12 protein-coding genes are annotated in these 16,590 nt (G+C 68.1%); 4 read left to right on the forward strand and 8 right to left on the reverse strand.

What is annotated here, in order from left to right; all coding sequences use genetic code 11:
* Positions 1-285: 285 nt before the first annotated feature.
* Entirely contained in the window at positions 286-1,416 is a 1,131-nt protein-coding gene (locus tag ACIA8G_RS07125) for a glycoside hydrolase family 105 protein (RefSeq protein WP_396417388.1), read from the reverse strand.
* A 66-nt stretch (positions 1,417-1,482) separates the two neighbouring features.
* A complete protein-coding gene (locus tag ACIA8G_RS07130; protein ID WP_396417389.1) occupies positions 1,483-2,445 on the reverse strand; it encodes a LacI family DNA-binding transcriptional regulator in 963 nt (320 codons plus the stop codon).
* Between the two features lie 167 nt (positions 2,446-2,612).
* Here ACIA8G_RS07130 and ACIA8G_RS07135 point away from each other — a divergent pair, with 167 nt between their 5' ends.
* Positions 2,613-3,272 (forward strand): S1 family peptidase, encoded by a 660-nt coding sequence (locus tag ACIA8G_RS07135; RefSeq protein WP_396417390.1) that lies wholly within the window; start codon positions 2,613-2,615, stop codon positions 3,270-3,272.
* On the opposite strand, the gene ACIA8G_RS07140 is transcribed toward ACIA8G_RS07135, so the two are convergent.
* Together ACIA8G_RS07140 and gabT are read right to left on the reverse strand one after the other, a co-directional pair.
* Complete coding sequence (locus tag ACIA8G_RS07140) at positions 3,269-4,579, reverse strand: aldehyde dehydrogenase family protein (RefSeq protein ID WP_396417391.1); 1,311 nt, start codon at positions 4,577-4,579, stop codon at positions 3,269-3,271. The genes ACIA8G_RS07135 and ACIA8G_RS07140 overlap by 4 nt on opposite strands.
* On the reverse strand, positions 4,576-5,859 hold the full coding sequence (gene gabT / locus ACIA8G_RS07145) for a 4-aminobutyrate--2-oxoglutarate transaminase (RefSeq protein ID WP_396417392.1): 1,284 nt from the start codon (positions 5,857-5,859) through the stop codon (positions 4,576-4,578). The genes ACIA8G_RS07140 and gabT overlap by 4 nt, the downstream gene beginning before the upstream one ends.
* An 81-nt stretch (positions 5,860-5,940) precedes the next feature.
* On the opposite strand from gabT, the gene ACIA8G_RS07150 reads away from it, so the two are divergent.
* Both ACIA8G_RS07150 and ACIA8G_RS07155 read left to right on the forward strand, forming a co-directional pair.
* Complete coding sequence (locus tag ACIA8G_RS07150; protein ID WP_396417393.1) at positions 5,941-7,212, forward strand: PucR family transcriptional regulator; 1,272 nt, start codon at positions 5,941-5,943, stop codon at positions 7,210-7,212.
* Between the two features lie 121 nt (positions 7,213-7,333).
* Positions 7,334-9,406, forward strand: coding sequence for a peroxidase family protein (locus ACIA8G_RS07155; protein WP_396417394.1), 2,073 nt, complete (start codon positions 7,334-7,336; stop codon positions 9,404-9,406).
* A 7-nt stretch (positions 9,407-9,413) separates the two neighbouring features.
* Here ACIA8G_RS07155 and ACIA8G_RS07160 read toward each other — a convergent pair whose 3' ends face one another.
* From ACIA8G_RS07160 to ACIA8G_RS07175, 4 genes are read right to left on the reverse strand one after another with little or no spacing between them, the layout of a single operon-like run.
* Positions 9,414-10,229 carry an intradiol ring-cleavage dioxygenase gene (locus tag ACIA8G_RS07160; protein ID WP_396417395.1) on the reverse strand — a complete coding sequence of 272 codons (816 nt, stop codon included), beginning with the start codon at positions 10,227-10,229 and terminating at the stop codon, positions 9,414-9,416.
* A 49-nt stretch (positions 10,230-10,278) separates the two neighbouring features.
* Positions 10,279-12,654 (reverse strand): TIM-barrel domain-containing protein, encoded by a 2,376-nt coding sequence (locus tag ACIA8G_RS07165; protein WP_396417396.1) that lies wholly within the window; start codon positions 12,652-12,654, stop codon positions 10,279-10,281.
* Positions 12,651-14,039, reverse strand: a complete 1,389-nt coding sequence (locus ACIA8G_RS07170; RefSeq protein WP_396417397.1) for a glycoside hydrolase family 28 protein — start codon at positions 14,037-14,039, stop codon at positions 12,651-12,653. The genes ACIA8G_RS07165 and ACIA8G_RS07170 overlap by 4 nt, the downstream gene beginning before the upstream one ends.
* A gap of 13 nt (positions 14,040-14,052) precedes the next feature.
* The gene (locus ACIA8G_RS07175) at positions 14,053-15,477 is read right to left on the reverse strand and encodes a glycoside hydrolase family 28 protein (protein ID WP_396417398.1); all 1,425 of its coding nucleotides are present in this window, start codon (positions 15,475-15,477) and stop codon (positions 14,053-14,055) included.
* A 150-nt stretch (positions 15,478-15,627) separates the two neighbouring features.
* Here ACIA8G_RS07175 and ACIA8G_RS07180 point away from each other — a divergent pair, with 150 nt between their 5' ends.
* Positions 15,628-16,584 carry a helix-turn-helix domain-containing protein gene (locus ACIA8G_RS07180; RefSeq protein ID WP_396418665.1) on the forward strand — a complete coding sequence of 319 codons (957 nt, stop codon included), beginning with the start codon at positions 15,628-15,630 and terminating at the stop codon, positions 16,582-16,584.
* The last annotated feature ends 6 nt before the right edge of the window (positions 16,585-16,590 follow it).

Genomic DNA, 16,590 nt, shown 5'->3' on the forward strand with positions numbered 1-16,590 from the left:
AGCCTTTGGGTGTGACGCAAGCCACAGCAGGGGCAGGTGATCGGGGTCACCCCTACGACCCCCTTGGGTTAGTCCCAACTACCCCGGTTGCGGTGCAAATTCACTCCACAGGACGACGTTGACCCTCTACCTTTGTGATGTCAGCCACGACGGAAGGAGCCCGAGATGGATCGCCACGAAATTCTCGCCGACGAAGACGGCCACATTCGCGGCTACGACTAGAGAGCACTCCACAGCCGCACGCGGGGGAGTCACCCGAAGTCACTCCCCCGCGGCTGGGAGTGGTTAGCCGGTCCGAGCGAGTTGCTCGTTCATGATGAGGAATGCGCCCAGACCGTGGAAGTCGTTCGTGTTTCGCGGACGGGCGTAGTAGTAGTCGGCGTTGCCGACGTTGGTGCCCTCGGAGATGTCGCGGATGTTGGTCAGGCCGTCAGAGCCGACCGAGGCCTTCGCGAGCACTCCCTGGTAGCCCTTTGCCGCGACGGCACCGTAGGACGCGTCGATGTAGCCGCGTTCCACGCCGCGCGACAGCATGAAGGTGTACATCGACGACGCTGATGTCTCGGTCCAGTTCTTGGAGTTCGAGCACCTGTCGACGATCTGGCACCACCGTCCGGTCGCCTGGTCCTGGTAGCGCGTGTAGCCCACGGCGAGGTGTTTGACCATGTTGACGAGGTCCGTCCGACCGGGGTGGTCGGCGGGCAGGATCTCCAACAGGTCTGTGGCGGTCATCCCGAACCAGCCGATGGCGCGTGCCCAGTGTTCCGAGGAGTGCTTGCCGGGGTTGTTCGCCCACGACTCGGAGCCGTCGGCATCGTAGGCGTGCCAAAGCAGACCGTTGTCCGCCTTGAGGTGCGTGAAGTACGCCTTCATGTTGCGGACAGCCTCGTCGTAGCCGTACGACTGGTTGTAGGCCTTCGCGTACATCGCGATGAACGGCTGTGCCATGTACACGCCGTCCGCCCACAACTGGCCGACCTTGCTGGTGGCGTGGAACATGCCGCCGTCGGACGTGCGCGGGTAGGAACTGAAGCGCGACCGGACCTTGTCCGCCGCCTTCTTGTACTTCGTCTGCCCCGTCTCCTGGTGCAGGACGATGAACAGGGTGGCGGACCGCATCGCGTCCAGGTTGGTGAAGCCGTTGTCGATGCTGCCGTCGGACTTCACGAAGCGGTCGACCCAGGCCTTGATGTAGTCGAGGTACTTCTTCTCGCCCGTGCGCTTGTAGACGAGGTACTGGCCGTACAGGTACAGACCGCGCGTGTAGCCCCAGCCGCCGAGCTTGTCCGGGGTGTAGCGCTTCATGGTCGAGTCGACGACGGCTTTCGACCAGTCGGCTGGTGCTGCTGCAGCGTTTGCGGGGGCTATCAACGCCAACGACACGGCGAGAATGCCGAGGAAACGTGCTGTCCTCACTACCTGCTCCTCCTACGGGCCCAGGCGGCGGGGTGAGGTGAAGCATTCCCGGTCGTCGTTACGGCGTCAAGCGAACATCGGATGTTTGAGCGTGCTTGCGCGGATCACGAGCTTTGTCGGAAGCTCGCGGCTCTCGGCCGGTCCGCCGTCGAGCAGGTCGGCCAGCAGATCCACGGCGACCTTGCCGGCCTCCTCCGTCGGCATCGCGACGGTCGTCAGCGCGGGCGAGCACATGGCCGCGTACAGGATGTCGTCGAAGCCGGTCACGCTGATCTGCTGCGGCACCTTGATGTCGCGCGATGCCAGGTGGCTCAGCACGCCCAGCGCCATCAGGTCGTTGTAGGCGATGAACGCCGTCGCGCCGGTCTGCAGCGCCTGTTCGGCCGCCGCGACCCCGCCGGCGAAGTTCGGTTCGAACGGCCCGAGCATCCGCGCTCGGTCACGCAGACCCTGCAGCCTGCGGTGGTGCGACCACGCGTGCGCCGGGCCGCCGAGGTAGACGTATTCCTTGTGGCCCAGTGATTCGAGGTGGGTGACGACCTGGTCCATGCCGGACCCGCTGTCCATCAGCACCGACGAGACACCCGGCACCGCGCGGTTGATCAGCACCAACGGTGTCAGCGCGGCCAGTTCGGCGATCTGCTCGCCGGACAGCAGTGACGCGCACAGCACCACGCCGTCGACCTGGCCCGCCATCGTGCGGACCAGCTCCTCCTCGGCGTCCGGGTTCTCCCTGCTGTCGCAGAAGAACACCGAGGTCCCCGCCTCACCCGCGCGCGTCTGCACGCCGCGCAGCACGGCGGGGTAGAAGGGGTTCTCCAGGTCGGGCACCACGATGCCGAGGTTCCCGGTGCGGCCGGTGATCAGGCTGCGCGCGGCGCGGTTCGGCTGGTAGCCGAGCCCGCGCACGACGTCCAGGACCCGTTGCCGGGTGGCCTCCTTGACGAGGCCCGGCGCGCTCAACGCGCGCGAGACCGTCGAGACGGAGACCTGAGCTTGGCGAGCGACATCCCTGATGGTGACGGCCACTCGTGAATCATCGCAGTCAAGGTCACGATCGACCCATTCATCCGATGTATCCGGCTAGACGGAAGTGATCTGCGGGCGGTTGCATCCGAATATCCGACTGATCCGTCAGTCAGTAAACCGTGCCAGCCTCGAGTTCGCCGCCGCCGACGAACTTCGAAGGGGTTGCCATGAAGTTGAGAGCACTCGCCCTCGCGCTCCTGATGGTCACCGGCACGACGGCGGTGGCGCGCGCCGACGTGAAGCCGTACATCGTCGGTGGCGAGTTCGTGGCCAGCGCGCCGTGGGCGGTCCAGTTGGAGAACGGTGGTTCGTTCGGTTGCACCGGCTCGATCATCGCGCCGGAGTGGGTGCTGACCGCGAAGCACTGTTCCGGGGACAGCGTGCGGGTCGGCGACATCAACCTCGGCAGGGGAGAGCGCCGCGCGGTCGCGGAGGCGGTCGCGAACCCGCAGGCCGACATGCAGCTGCTGCGGCTCGAGTCCGGAGTGGACACCGAGTACGTGCGGCTGGCCGACGAGGCACCGGCGGTCGGGCGCACGAACCACATCTACGGGTGGGGCACGACCGACTACGAGTGTTGCGACTCCATCTCGCCGATCCTCAAACGGGGCGCGGTCAAGGTGATCGGCCTGGCGCGCGACTACTACGGCGGTGTCGCCGTCGAGACCCGGTGGGAGACCGGGACCGCCGGATACGGTGACTCCGGCGGTCCTCAGCTCGACGGTGGCGTCCAGGTGGGCGTGTGCTCGACCGGCGACTACGTGAAGACGCAGTACGCGAGCGTTGCGCACTACCGCGGCTGGATCCGCGCCACAGCGGGCGTTTAGAGCTCCAGGCCCGTCAGCACGAGCACGCGGGGCTCCGTGAGGTCGTCCATGGCCGCGCGGAGTCCCTCGCGACCGATACCGGACTCCTTCACGCCGCCGTACGGCATCTGGTCCGCGCGGTAGCTGGGCACGTCGCCGACGATCACGCCGCCGACCTGGAGCCGTTGCGCGGCACGGAAAGCCAGCCGCACGTCGTTCGTGAACAGCCCGGCCTGCAGGCCGTAGCGGGAAGCGTTGACGCGGTCGAACGCCTCCTCGACGCTGTCCACTCTCGTCAGCGTCACGACCGGGCCGAACACCTCCTCGGCGCTCACCTTCGCGTCCTCCGGCACGTCTGTCAGCACGGTCGGCGCGTAGGTGCGGCCGTCCCGCGTGCCGCCGGTCAGGACCGTGGCCTGGGCCTCGGCCACCCACGCCTCGACCCGGTCGGCCGCGGCGTCGTTGATCAGCGGGCCGACATCGCCTGCCACGTCGAGCTTCCGCACGTGCTGCACGACGGCCTCGGACACGGCGTCGTAGACGTCGGTGTGCACGTAGACGCGCTGCACCGAGATGCACGACTGACCAGCCTGGTACATCGCGAACGTGGCGATGCGCTGCGCCGCGAACTCGACGTCCTGCCAGTCGGGGGCGACGATCGCGGCCGCGTTGCCGCCGAGCTCCAGCGTCACGTGCTTGCGCGGCACGCGTTCCTTGATGCCCCAGCCGACCGGGCCGGAACCGGTGAACGAGACCACCGGCAGCCGCGGGTCCTCGACGAGGCGCGCGGTGTCCTCATTGGACAGGTGCAGCACCGCCCACGCGCCGTCCGGAAGGTCCGTCTCGGCCAGCAGTTCGCCGAGCAGGAACGCGACCTTCGGCGTGGCCGGCGCGGGCTTCAACACGATCGGCGCACCGGCCGCGAGGGCCGGAGCGACCTTGTGCGCCACCAGGTTCAGCGGGAAGTTGAACGGCGCGATGCCCAGCACGGGCCCGCGCGGCACCCGGCGCACCAGGGCCAGGCGGCCTTCGGCGGACGGGTCGGTGTCGAGGCGCTGCAGCTCGCCCGAGAACCGGCGCGCCTCCTCGGAAGCCCAGCGGAACGTGGAGATCGCGCGCGTCACCTCGATGCGCGCCCACTTCAGCGGCTTGCCGGAGTCGTCGTTGATGGCCTGCGCGAACTCCTCCGCACGCTCGGCCAGTCGCCGTGACACGTGGTCGAGCGCGGCGGCCTTGCGGTGCGCGGGCAGCGCGGCGAACTCGGGCGCGACCGCCGCGGCCTTCGCGACCGCGGTCTCGACGTCTTCGGGGGTGGTGAACGGGATCATGCGAGCAGAGCTCCTTCGAGCACGTCGAGGCCTTCGGCGAGCAGGTCGTCCGGGATGACCAGCGGGGGCAGCAGACGGATCACGTTGCCGTACGTGCCGCACGTCAGCACGACGACACCCTGTTCGTGGCACGCCTTCGCCACGCGCGCGGCGACATCGGGGGTGCGTTCGGTGAACTCGATCGCGAGCATCGCGCCGCGGCCGCGGATGTCCGCGATGATGTCGGTCTTCTCGGCGATGGCACGCAGGCGCGACAGGACCGTCTCCTCGATGCGGCGCGCGGCGGCGTTGAGGTCGCGCTCGCGCATCGTGCGGATGGCGCCGAGAGCAGCGGCGCAGGCGACGGGGTTGCCGCCGTAGGTGCCGCCGAGCCCGCCGATGTGGACGGCGTCCATGATCTCGGCGCGACCCGTCACGGCGGCCAGCGGAAGCCCGCCCGCGATGCCCTTCGCCGTGGTGATCAGGTCGGGCACGACGCCTTCGTGGTCGGAGGCGAACCAGTCACCGGTGCGGCAGAAGCCGGTCTGGATCTCGTCGGCCACGAACAGGACGCCACGCTCACGGCACCACTGGGCGACCGCGGGCAGGAACCCCTCGGCGGGCGCGATGAACCCGCCCTCGCCCTGGATCGGCTCGATCACGACGGCGGCGGTGTTGTCCGCGCCCACCTGCTTCTCGATCGCCGCGATGGCTCGCTGCGCGGCCTCGGCGCCGGTCAGGCCGTCGTGCAGCGGGTAGGACGTCGGCACCCGGTAGACCTCGGGCGCGAACGGCCCGAACCGGTGCTTGTACGGCATGTTCTTGGCGGTCAACGCCATCGTGAGGTTCGTCCGGCCGTGGTAGCCGTGGTCGAACACCACGACGGCCTGCCTGCCGGTGACGTGCCGCGCGATCTTGACCGCGTTCTCCACGGCCTCCGCACCCGAGTTGAACAGCACCGACCGCTTCTCGTGGTCGCCCGGCGTGAGGGCGTTGAGCTCCTCGCACACCTCGAGGTAGCCCTCGTACGGGGTGATCATGAAGCAGGTGTGGCTGAACCTGTCGATCTGCGCGTGCACCGCCTCGGCCACCGCCGGCGCCGGGTTGCCGACGTTCGTCACGGCGATGCCGGAGCCGAGGTCGATGAGCTGGTTGCCGTCGACGTCGACCAGCAGGCCGTCGTCGGCCGAGTCGATGTAGACGGGCAGCGTCGAGCCGACACCGGCGGCGACGGCCTGCTTTCGCCGCGCCTGGAGTTCCAGCGATTTCGGACCGGGGATCGCGGTGCGCAGTCGGGTCATGCGCTCAGCATGGTCCTGGTCAGCGGCCTGCGCAGTGTCTGAAATGGCGATCTACGGGCCTCAGGTTGTACAAACTGGCACATGCCCATCACGCTGCGGGAACTCGCCAGGACGCTGCGGTTGCCGGTGCTCGCCGGGGACGTGTCGCGGCCGGTGGGGTGGGTGCACGGGACGGAGCTGGCCGATCCGACGCCGTTCCTGGAGGGAGGCGAGCTGCTGCTGACCACGGGGCTGGGCGGTGTCACCGAAGCACGCGCGTACGTCGACCGGCTCGTGCGCGCCGGGGTCGTCGGCCTCGGCTTCGGCACGGGACTGGGCCACGCCAAGGTGCCCGCGGCTCTGGTGAAAGCCGCCGAAGCCGCCGGCCTCGGCCTGGTCGAGGTGCCGCGCGAGGTCCCGTTCATCGCCATCAGCAAGGCCGTATCGAAGGCCGTCGCCGCCGACGAGTACGCCGCGCTGACCCGCACCAGCGAGGCCCAGCGCGCCCTCACCCGCGCGGCCGTGCGGGCGGGCGTCGCCGGTGTGGTCCGCAGGCTCGGTCAGTGGATCGACGGCTGGGTCGTGCTCCTCGACGCCACCGGGCACCCCGCCCACACCCACAACCCGCGCAACATCCCGGACCTCACCGCCGAGCTGGCCCGGCTGAAGACCGCCGGAGGCCTTGCCAGCGCGGCGTTCGAGATCGACGGCAGCCAGGTGTTCATGCAGGCCCTAGGCAGCCGCGCCCGCGGCGTGCTCGCGGTGGGCACGGCCGGTCCGCTCGACGCAGCTGACCTGAGCATCGTCAACACCGCGGCTTCGCTGCTCGCCCTTGGCCTGGCGCAGAACGACGCCGTCGACGCCGCCCAGCGAGAGCTCCGCACCGGGCAGTTCCGCCTGCTGCTGGCCGGGCACCAGACCGTGGAGCTGCCGCCGCGGTTCCGGGTGTTCCTCGTGGACGAACCGCCGGGCGACGCGTTCAGCGCCGAGATCGACGGCGACGTCGTGGTGCTGGCCGCGGAGGCCGACGGCTTCGCATCGTCCGAAGTGGACACGAGCGAGATCGCCCGCGGCCTGCGCGAGGCACGCCAGGCCAGGCAAGCGGGCGTCCGGAGGTTCGAAGATCTCGCGGGCAGGCTCGCTCTCCCGGACGGGTTCGCCGACTCGTTGCTGCTGCCCCTCGACCAGGAGACGCGGGAAACGCTCAGGGTCTGGCTCGCGCATCACGGCGCCTGGGATCCCGCCGCAGCCGAGCTCGGCGTGCACCGGCACACGTTGCGAAACCGTGTGCGCAAAGCAGAACAAGCACTTGGCCGGTCGGTGGACTCACCCGGACTGCGCGCGGAGCTGTGGCTCGCCCTCAGCAGGACCTAAGAGTTTTGTGTCCTTATCCGGGACACCGCGACGCGCGTAACCTGCGTCATTGGCCGTGCTAGTCCCCCTCGGCCGGAAAAGCCGCCGCACAACAGAAGGGACCGGAAGAAGGCTATTCGACATGGGTAGATGGCTGCCCGTGGTCGCCGCTGCCGCTCTGGTGCTCACCAGTGCGACAGGCGTCTCCGCCGCGAAGCCGATCGACGTTCTGGCGTGCACCAATCCCGTTGTGCGCACATTGGACGGCAGCTGCAACAACCTGGCACATCCCGAGTGGGGCAAGACCAACACCGAGTATCTGCGCGTCGCCCCAGCGCGCTACGCAGACGGCATAGCCCGGCCGATATCCGGGCCTAGTCCCAGGTACGTGAGCAACCGGTTCTTCAACGACACCGCGCAGAACCTGTTCTCCGAACGCGGTGTCTCCCAGTGGGGGTTCGTGTGGGGCCAGTTCATGGACCACACTTTCGGCCTCCGCCAGGAAGCCGGCGGCGAGAACGCTCCCCTGCCGTTCAACCGAGCTGACGCGCTGGAGGAGTTCCGCAACGACCTGGGCTCCATCGGGTTCATGCGCACGCCGGCAGCTCCCGGCACGGGTGCGGGGAACGCCGTGCGCCAGCAGCTCAACACCGTGGACAGCTACATCGACGGTTCCAGTGTCTACGGCCCGGACGCGACGCGGCTGGAGTGGATGCTGGAAGGCCCGGTCGACGGCAACCTCGCCAACAACGGCGCGCGTCTGTTGCTGGACAACGGTTTGCTGCCGAGGCGGGACACCCGTGGTGACCCGGCCAGGGCACCGGTGATGGCCGCGGACGGCCACCTCCGGGCAAACCCCGCCAAGGCGATGGTGGCGGGGGACGTGCGGGCGAACGAGAACGTCGCGCTCACCTCCACGCACGCGTTGTTCGCCTTGGAGCACAACAGGATCGTCAACGCCCTGCCTCGAACCCTGCCCGCGCAGACCGCGTTCGAGATCGCGCGGCGAGTGGTAGGAGCGGAGCAGCAGTACATCACCTATCAGGAGTTCCTGCCCGCGCTCGGTGTGCAGCTCGCGCCGTACCGCGGTTACAACCCGAACGTGAACGCCTCGCTGTCCAACGAGTTCGCCGTTGTCGGCTACCGGGCCCACAGCTTCATCCACGGTGAGCTCGAGCCGATCGCGCCAGAAGGCACCTACACCGAGGAACAGCTCGAAGCCTTCGAGGCACAGGGCATCGAGGTCGAGCACGAGGACGGCGAGGTCGTCCTGGTCGTGCCGCTGAACGTCGCGTTCTTCAACCCGGACCTGCTCAAGGGCATCGGCCTGGGTCCGGTGCTCAAGGGCATCGGCGCCGAGCCGGAGTACAAGAACGACGCGCAGATCGACAACCAGCTGCGCAGCGTCCTGTTCCAGGTTCCGGTACCGGGCAACCCCGCCTGTCTCGACGGTCCGCAGCTGCCGCAGTGCTTCCGCGGCGTGACGGACCTCGGCGCGATCGACGTGGCACGCGGCCGTGATCACGGCATGCCGTACTACAACGAACTGCGCCGTGCGTACGGGTTGCCGGCGAAGACCAGCTTCACGGCGATAACCGGTGAGTCCAGCAGCTCGTTCCCGAACGACCCGCTGGTCAACCCGGCCGACCCGATCAACGACCCGGACATCCTGGACTTCGTCCGCCTGCGTGACGGCGCGGGCAACGTGGTCCCGCTCGACGTTCCGGCCGCGGCCGACGCGATGGGCGTCACCGGTGTCCGCCGCTCTTCCGACGCAGCCCGGCTGCGTGCGCTCTACAGCGACGTGAACCGCGTCGACGCGTTCACCGGGATGTCCGCCGAACCGCATCGCCCCGGCCACGAGCTCGGGGAGCTGCAGGAGGCGATCTGGAAGAAGCAGTTCGAGAACCTCCGCGACGGCGACAGGTTCTTCTACCTCAACGATCCCGCCCTGACCGAGATCCAGAACCGGTACGGCATCTCGTACCGGCGCACCCTGGGCGAGATCATCGAGTTGAACACCGAGGCTGAAGTGGAGTCGAACGTGTTCCTGTCCGACATCCCGATCCTGCCCTCGTGGGCGAACGCCACGGCGTACGCCATCGACGACGTGATCGTCTACCAGGGCCGGACCTACGTGTGCCGCCAGGCGCACCGGTCGCAACTGGACTGGACGCCTCCGGTCACGCCGGCACTCTGGCGGCTGGTCACCTAAGCGGCGCCTACTCGACGGCGAACGTGAGGGCTGCGGTGTAGCCGGACTGGACGTTCCCGGACGTGGTCGCCAGCTGCCGGTCGACCCCGTCCCGGAACACCATGTCGCTCTTCAAGGAGGTCCGCGACATGTTCTGGACGCTCTGCGTGTACCCGGTTGTGCCGTAGACCTCCTTGCAGGTCGACTCCGGCAACGCGAGCTGGGAGGTGGTGATCTTGTTTCCGGCGCTGGTCGCCTCGGAGAGGTTCCGGTAGACCTCGAAGTGGATGTGCGGCCAGCGCCCGGAATACGCGCCAGGGAACACGCTGACGAACTTCAGCTTGCCGGACGCGTCGGCCTCCTGGACACCACGCAGGAAGTTCTCGTTCTTCACGCGGTCGGAGTACATCGAGTAGTCGCCGTTGATGTCGCAGTGCCACAGGTAGACGGCGGCGCCGGTGTACGGCTTGCCGTCGGGGTGCTGGACGGTCAGCTCGATGGTGAGCTGCACACCCTCGGCCGTGCGGGTCGAGGAGCCGAAGCTCGAGCGGATGTCCGAGCGCACGATGCCGCTCTGGGTGAGCGCGTTCGGGCCGTTCGAGCCGTCGCCGGGGAACGGTCCGGCGGTCTCCTGCGGAATCTCCTCCAGCGCGGTGCCGGCCGCGGCGGAGGACGAGGTGGAACTGGAACCGGTGGTGGGAGAGGTCGAGTTCGAGGTTGTGGTGGTCGACGGGGTGCAGGCCACGAGAGTGAGGCCCGCGCCGCCGAGCAGCGACAACGCCCGCCTGCGCCCGAACAGCGTGGCGAGGTCGAACTGGAGGCCGCGGTCGTGGTTGTCCGTCATGGGAACCAGACTGCGGCCGTTTCCTGTGAGCCGCCTGTGGAACAGCTGTCTAGAGGGTTAGCAGCACGGTGCTGGAGCCGTGTCGAGGTAGCAGCTTCAGCACCGTGCCGCCGAACGTGCCGGGCGTTGAGGAGAGAGACGCCCAGCCCGTCGTCCTGGATCGCAGTTCCTCGACGGTCGACTCCGGCAGCGGCTTCCCGTCGATCACCACCCGCTTCACCCCGGCCGGAATCATCAGCTGCGACTCCTTCGGCGCGTCCTGGAGCCGGACGAGGAGGTGGTTGCCGAACGAGTCGGCCTGGAGATCGCCGAACCTGCCGTCGGCGTCCGGCGACACCAGCCAGCCCTTGCGGTCCTGGCGGTCGAGGTCGTTCACACCCCACGGCTTGGACCAGATGTCCGGCGTGCGGAAGTTGAACGGCATGGCCGAGGAAGCGCGCAGGTACAGCGGGGATTCGTCCAAGGTGGTCTCACGGGTGATGGTCCTGCCGCCGGTTACCCGTGCTCCGGAGTAGAGGTCGATCCACTCGCCGGGAGGCAGCCACACGGTCACCGGCGTCGGTTTGCCGGCGGCACCGTCGGCCTCGGCCCTGTCCGCCGTCACGGGAGCCGCGAGCAGGTCCGGCCCGACCATGAACTGCTGGTCCGCCTGCCACGCGGCTTGTTCACCGGGATAGCGGAACGCCATCGGCTGCGTGATCGGCGTGCCGTCGCGCGCCGCGCGCCGTGCCTGCTCGTAGAGGTACGGGAAAAGCTCGTAGTGCAGCACCGCGGCTTTCCGGAACCGCTCGAACGTCGCCGCGTCGTACACCCACGGCGTCGAGTTGCGGCCGGAGCTGCCGACCTGGAACACCGGCGTCACCGCGGACTGCTGCGCCCACCGCACGAACAGCGACTCCGACGGGCCGCCGCCGAGGTTGCGGTAGCCGCCGATGTCCGAGCCGTGCACCGGGTGGCCGGAGATCCACGAGTTGATGCCCCGCCGGGTGGTGAGGCGCAGCCCGTCGAAGCTCATGTCCGCGTCGGCCTGCCAGAACCCGCGCAGGAGCGTGGGCATGCCGTCGCCGCCCGCGCGGAACAACGTCGTGTAGTTGTCGCCGTGCACCTTCCGCAGCATCTTCACCACGGATTCGGCGTACAGCAACGGGTACTCGTTGTGGATCAGCGTGCCGGGGCCGCCGGCGAACGTCGTTTCCTCGAAGTTGTGCTCCTCGCCCCTGTCGCCCTTGACGAAGTTCACCCCCATCCGGAACACGGCTTCGAGCCGTGCCTCGTAGTGGGCTCGTGCCACCGGGTTCGTGAGGTCGATGTCCCACACGTTCGTGCGGTCCGACTGGGCGAAGGACCCGGCGGGGTAGTCGTGCGGGCACACCTTGCCGTCCGACATCTTGCTCAGGAACGGCGCCACCCACACGCCCAGGTTGACGCCACGCGAGCGCATCCAGTCGATCGTGCCCTGTGCGTCCGGGTACATCGTCTTGTCGAACTTCAACGCGCCGATGCACGCGTAAGTCGGCCGTGCGCCGACAGGACCCTGCTCCCACGGGTTGTCGACCCACAGAGTCGAGAGCGGGACGCCGCGCGCCTGGAACTGCGTGACGTCCTCGACGATCTCGTCGGAGTGGTTGTACTTGTCCCGCCACTTCGTCAGCGCGAACTGCCGCGCGGGCGGCAGTGTCGGGGTGCCGACGCGCTGGAAGTACGCCGAGTTGACCTTCTCCGGCGATCCGGCGTAGACCTCGTAGTCGAGCCGGGAGGTCTTGAAGCACAACTGGATCCGGTCCGGCACGCCGACAGCGACAGGGCAGGGAGCAGGTTTGTCCGCGCAGTGGTCGTCGGCCACCGCACCGGGGAACGCGGTCCGCCCGATCGCCCGAGTGTCGGCGTACACGCCGTAACCCGCGCTGGACATGAAGAACGTCGAAGGCGCGCCGTTCTTGTTGCACTTGCCGAAGTTCGACGCGCCGACGAACACAGCCTTGTTCAGCAAGACCTTTCGTTGCACGTCGACGAACATCGTGTGCGCGCCGCCGCCGAGGAAGTGCTCCTCCAGCGACCCGGTGAGGTTCGCCGAAACCTGCGCGACACCGGCGGAAGGCTCCAGCGTCCAGCCCACCCGCAGCCCGCGTTCGGTCCGCGTGACGACCACGGAAGCGGTCCTGGACGCCTCCGTGGTCGCCACGACGTACCGCACGCCACGCGGAACCCGTTTCTGCGCAACAACCTTCGTCAACGAGTGCTGCGCGCCGTCGGCGAGCCGGTAGAACGTCTCGCGCTGCCCGGTCAACGCCCGCCCGCCGTCCTGGAAGTCCAGCGAGAACGGGCTGTTCACGGCTTTCCACGAGAGACCCGCGTGCGCGGTCGCGATCGGGGTGCCGGCGGAGAGCCCGGCAGCGACCAACAGGAGTGCCAGCAGGTATCTCACGCCGGCACCACCCCGTTGATCGTCGTGTTGCGGAACACCAGATTGTCGGTGTTCTCGATCAGGTTCGGCTCGGTGATCCCGGTGAACGTGGAGTTGGAGATCAGCACGTTCTTGATGTGCGACTGCGGGAACCCGCGGAAGGTCGCCGCGATCCGGCCGCCGTTGATCCGCATCCGGTCGATCGTCAGGTTGTTGATCTGCGGGAAGAAGCCCTTCGTGCCGCCGTTCTGGTAGAACATCGACACGTACAGGATCTCGCGCTCGACGTTCTGCCCGAACACGTTCCGCAGGTGGATCCCGTCGATGACACCGCCGCGGTCCTGGTTGGTCTTGACGTAGAGCGCGTGCTTGATCGGGTACCGGCCGGGGAAGTCCGGCGCGTTGATCTCGCAGTCGCGGCAGAAGACCTTCGACACACCGCCGGACATCTCGCTGCCGACCGTGATCCCGCCCCAGCGGCCGGAGAACTTGCAGCGCTCGACCACGATGTGGGTGGACGGGATGCCGACCCGCCGTCCGTCGGCATCCCGACCGCACTTGATGACGACGCAGTCGTCATTGGTGTTGAACTTCGAGTCGTGCACGTGGGCGTACGAAGACGAGTCGAGGTCGACGCCGTCACCCTGCGAGTTCGTCGAGTAGATCTCGATCCGCCGCACGGTGATGTTGCGCGAGAACACGAAGTGCAGCGACCACATCGCGGGGTTCTTGATCAGCACGTCCTCGACGAGCAGGTTCCGGCAGCGGAAGAACTGGATCATGTTCGGCCGCATGTTCCTGCCGGGGCCCATGATGCGTTCCTCGACCGGCTTGCCCTCCTCGCCCCACTGCCGCAGCAACGCCGTGGAACCGGCGCCCCAGCTCGACCACTTGCCACTGGGCGCGTCACCGTCGATGGTGCCGCGACCCGTGATGGCGATGTTCCGCTGCTCGAACGCGTAGATGAACGGCTGGTAGTTGTAGCAGAGCGTGCCCTCCCAGCGGGTGAGCACGAGCGGCAGGTAGTCGGTGGGATCGGTGGAGAACTTCAGCGTGGCGCCCTCACGGATGTGGAGCTCCACATTGGACAGAAGTCTGATGCCGCCGGTGAGGAACGTGCCCGCGGGAACGACTACACGTCCCCCACCGGCGCGGTGGCACGCCGTGATCGCGCGGTGGAACGCCTCGGTGTTCTTGGTGAGGCCGTCACCCTTCGCGCCGTACGCGGTGACGTCGTAGTCCTTCCTGCGGAAGCGTGGCGGGCAGATGCGGGCGAGGATCGCAGGCACCTCACGCCACGGGTCCCGGCCCAGAGCGGGTTCTGCGGCCGCAACGCCTGCCGGGAGCAGGAGACCGGCGGCCGTCAGGCCGGACACACGCGCGAAATCACGACGTGACAAGGACACGGGGATGCTCTCCTCAGACCTTTTTGCCGTTGATGGTGACGTTCGTGAACGTGGTGCCGTCCGCGTTCTTGATCGACGGTTTGGCGGTCGTGACGCTGGTGAACGTGCTGTTGGAGACGGCGACGTTCTTGATGTGCGACTCGGCCAGGCCGTCCAGGGTGACGGCCGTCTTCTTGACCCCGTTGACGGTGAAGCCGTCGGCGGTGATGTTCTGCACCTTGGGGTTCACGATCGGGCCGAAGCCGGGGCCGGTGAGGCTGTAGTTCAGCGTCACCATGATCGCCTCGCGGTCGACGTCGGTCGCCTTGATGCGCCGGGCGTGGATGTTCTCCACGGTGCCGCCACGCCGCTTGTTCGTCTTGATGTACAGCACGTGGAACGGCTTGTAGCTCGACCCCTTCTTCACCGTGCAGTCCTGGAAGAAGACGTTGCGCACGCCGCCGGACATCTCGCTGCCGACCGTCAGCGCACCCCAGCGGCCCTCGAACGAGCAGTTCTCGATGACGATGTTCTCGCTCGCCACCCCGATCCGGCGGCCGTCGATGTCGCGGCCGGCCTTGATCGCGATGCCGTCGTCGCCGCAGTCGAACCGGCAGCCGGTGATGTGCACGTACTGCGAGGCCTCGGGGTCGCAGCCGTCGACCATGCCACCGCGGCTGTAGACGAAGATGTCGCGGATCGTCACGTTCGTGCACAGCACGGGATGCACGTTCCACATCGCGGAGTTCCGCAGCTGGACGCCCTCGACGAGGACGTTGCGGCACTCGTAGAGCGTGATCATGTTCGGCTTGAGGTAGTGGCCCATGCCGAACTTCCGGTCGGTCACCGGCCTGTTGTCGACGGCCCACTTCTGCAGCTGTTCCCAGTCGGGCTGGCGCTTGCCGTCGTAGTCGAACCACGGACCGGACGGGCCCTGGCCGTCGATCAGGCCGGGGCCGGTGATCGCGATGTTCTCGGCCTTGCGGGCGTAGATGAACGACGAGAAGTTCATGCACTCGATTCCCTGCCACCGGGTGTAGACCAGCGGGAAGTCCTTGGGATCGGTGGAGAACTTGATCACGCCACCCGCCGAGACGTGCAGGTTCACGTTGCTCAGCAGAGTGATCGCGCCGGTGAGGAAGCTGCCCTGGGGCACGACGACCTGTCCGCCGCCCGCCTTGTTGCACGCTTCGACGGCCTTGCGGAACGCCTCGGTGTTCTTGGTCTTGCCGTCACCCTTGGCGCCGTACGCGGTGATGTCGAACTTCGCGGCCGGGAAGGTCGGCGGGACGATCTTCGCGAGGATCGCGGGCACCTGGTCCCACGGCGACTCGGCCATCGGGATCGCCGCGTGGTCCTGCGCCGACGCGACCGGCGCGGACAGGAACGACCCGGACAGCATCGTGACACCCGCGGTGGCACCGGCGACCCTGAGGAAGTCGCGGCGGTTGGTCTCCATTGGCCGTCCTTTCGCACGCATGCGTTGCTACAACAGCTGCGGCGGCGGCAATGAGAAGAGGTTGTAAACCTTTTCAACCGATGTCTACACCCGTTTCCGGCCCCGCGTCAACGCCTGCCCGAAGTCGGCATACTGGCTCCCGTGCTCGGAATGCGTCCGGCGGAACTCGCGGTGTACGAGACGCTCGTCGACTCGTACCAACTGGGTGTGGTGGAGCTGTGCCTCGCGACGGACCTGTCCGAGCGCGCGGTGCGCACGGCGCTGCGGTCGTTGACCGAGCTGGGTTTCGTGCACCAGATCAACGGCCTGCACACGGCGATGGCACCCGATGTCGCGCTGACGACGTACTTCCTGCACCGCGAGGACGAACTGCGGCGGGACAGGCTGCTGGCGGGGGAGTTGCAGGCCCGGTACGAACGGGCGGCGGGGGTGCGGGCCCCCGCGGACCTGGTCGAGGTGGTGCACGGGCCCGAGGCGATCTCGCGGCGGGTGGACCAGGTGATGCGCACGGCCCGGCAGGAGGTGCGGTTCGTGGACAAGCCGCCGTACGCCACGCCGCCCTCGGCGCTGCACCCGGTGGAGGAGGAGCTGCTGAACCGCGGCATCCGGTTCCGCGGGATCTACGAGCGCCGGGCGCTGGAGCTGCACGACCTGCGGGCCGACCTGGAGATGGGGCTGTCGCTGGGGGAGGAGGCGCGGGTGGTGGCGGTCGCGCCGACGAAGATGATCCTCGCGGACGCGCATCTTGGGCTGATCCCGTTGCACAGCACCGAAACCGCGCTGGAGAGCGCGGTGATCGTGCACCGCTCGGCGTTGCTCGACTCGCTCGGGGCGTTGTTCTCGCGGCTGTGGGAGGACGCGGTGCCGCTCACGTTGCCTGGCCAGCCCGCGTCGAACGAGGTCTCGATCGGGGACGCGCGGCTGCTCGCGTTGCTGGCGACCGGGTTGCCGGATCGCAGCATCGCGAAGCAGCTCGGGCTGAGCTACCGGACCTACCAGCGCCGGCTGCACCGGTTGATGGCGGAGCTCGGCGCGCAGACCCGGTTCCAGGCGGGTCTGCGCGCCGCGGCTCGTGGTGCGGGATCGCTGCTGCCTCCGTCTCAGTGACGCGTG

It is taken from the genome of Lentzea sp. NPDC051213 (assembly GCF_044455585.1).
GTDB lineage: Bacteria > Actinomycetota > Actinomycetes > Mycobacteriales > Pseudonocardiaceae > Lentzea.

Excerpts from the sequence above, each read along its gene's own strand:
- ACIA8G_RS07135 (WP_396417390.1), top strand. The coding sequence starts at position 2,613 with ATGAAGTTGAGAGCACTCGCCCTCGCGCTCCTGATGGTCACCGGCACG.
- ACIA8G_RS07140 (WP_396417391.1), bottom strand. The coding sequence starts at position 4,579 with ATGATCCCGTTCACCACCCCCGAAGACGTCGAGACCGCGGTCGCGAAG.
- gabT (WP_396417392.1), bottom strand. The coding sequence starts at position 5,859 with ATGACCCGACTGCGCACCGCGATCCCCGGTCCGAAATCGCTGGAACTC.
- ACIA8G_RS07150 (WP_396417393.1), top strand. The coding sequence starts at position 5,941 with ATGCCCATCACGCTGCGGGAACTCGCCAGGACGCTGCGGTTGCCGGTG.
- ACIA8G_RS07155 (WP_396417394.1), top strand. The coding sequence starts at position 7,334 with ATGGGTAGATGGCTGCCCGTGGTCGCCGCTGCCGCTCTGGTGCTCACC.
- ACIA8G_RS07160 (WP_396417395.1), bottom strand. The coding sequence starts at position 10,229 with ATGACGGACAACCACGACCGCGGCCTCCAGTTCGACCTCGCCACGCTG.
- ACIA8G_RS07175 (WP_396417398.1), bottom strand. The coding sequence starts at position 15,477 with ATGGAGACCAACCGCCGCGACTTCCTCAGGGTCGCCGGTGCCACCGCG.
- ACIA8G_RS07180 (WP_396418665.1), top strand. The coding sequence starts at position 15,628 with ATGCGTCCGGCGGAACTCGCGGTGTACGAGACGCTCGTCGACTCGTAC.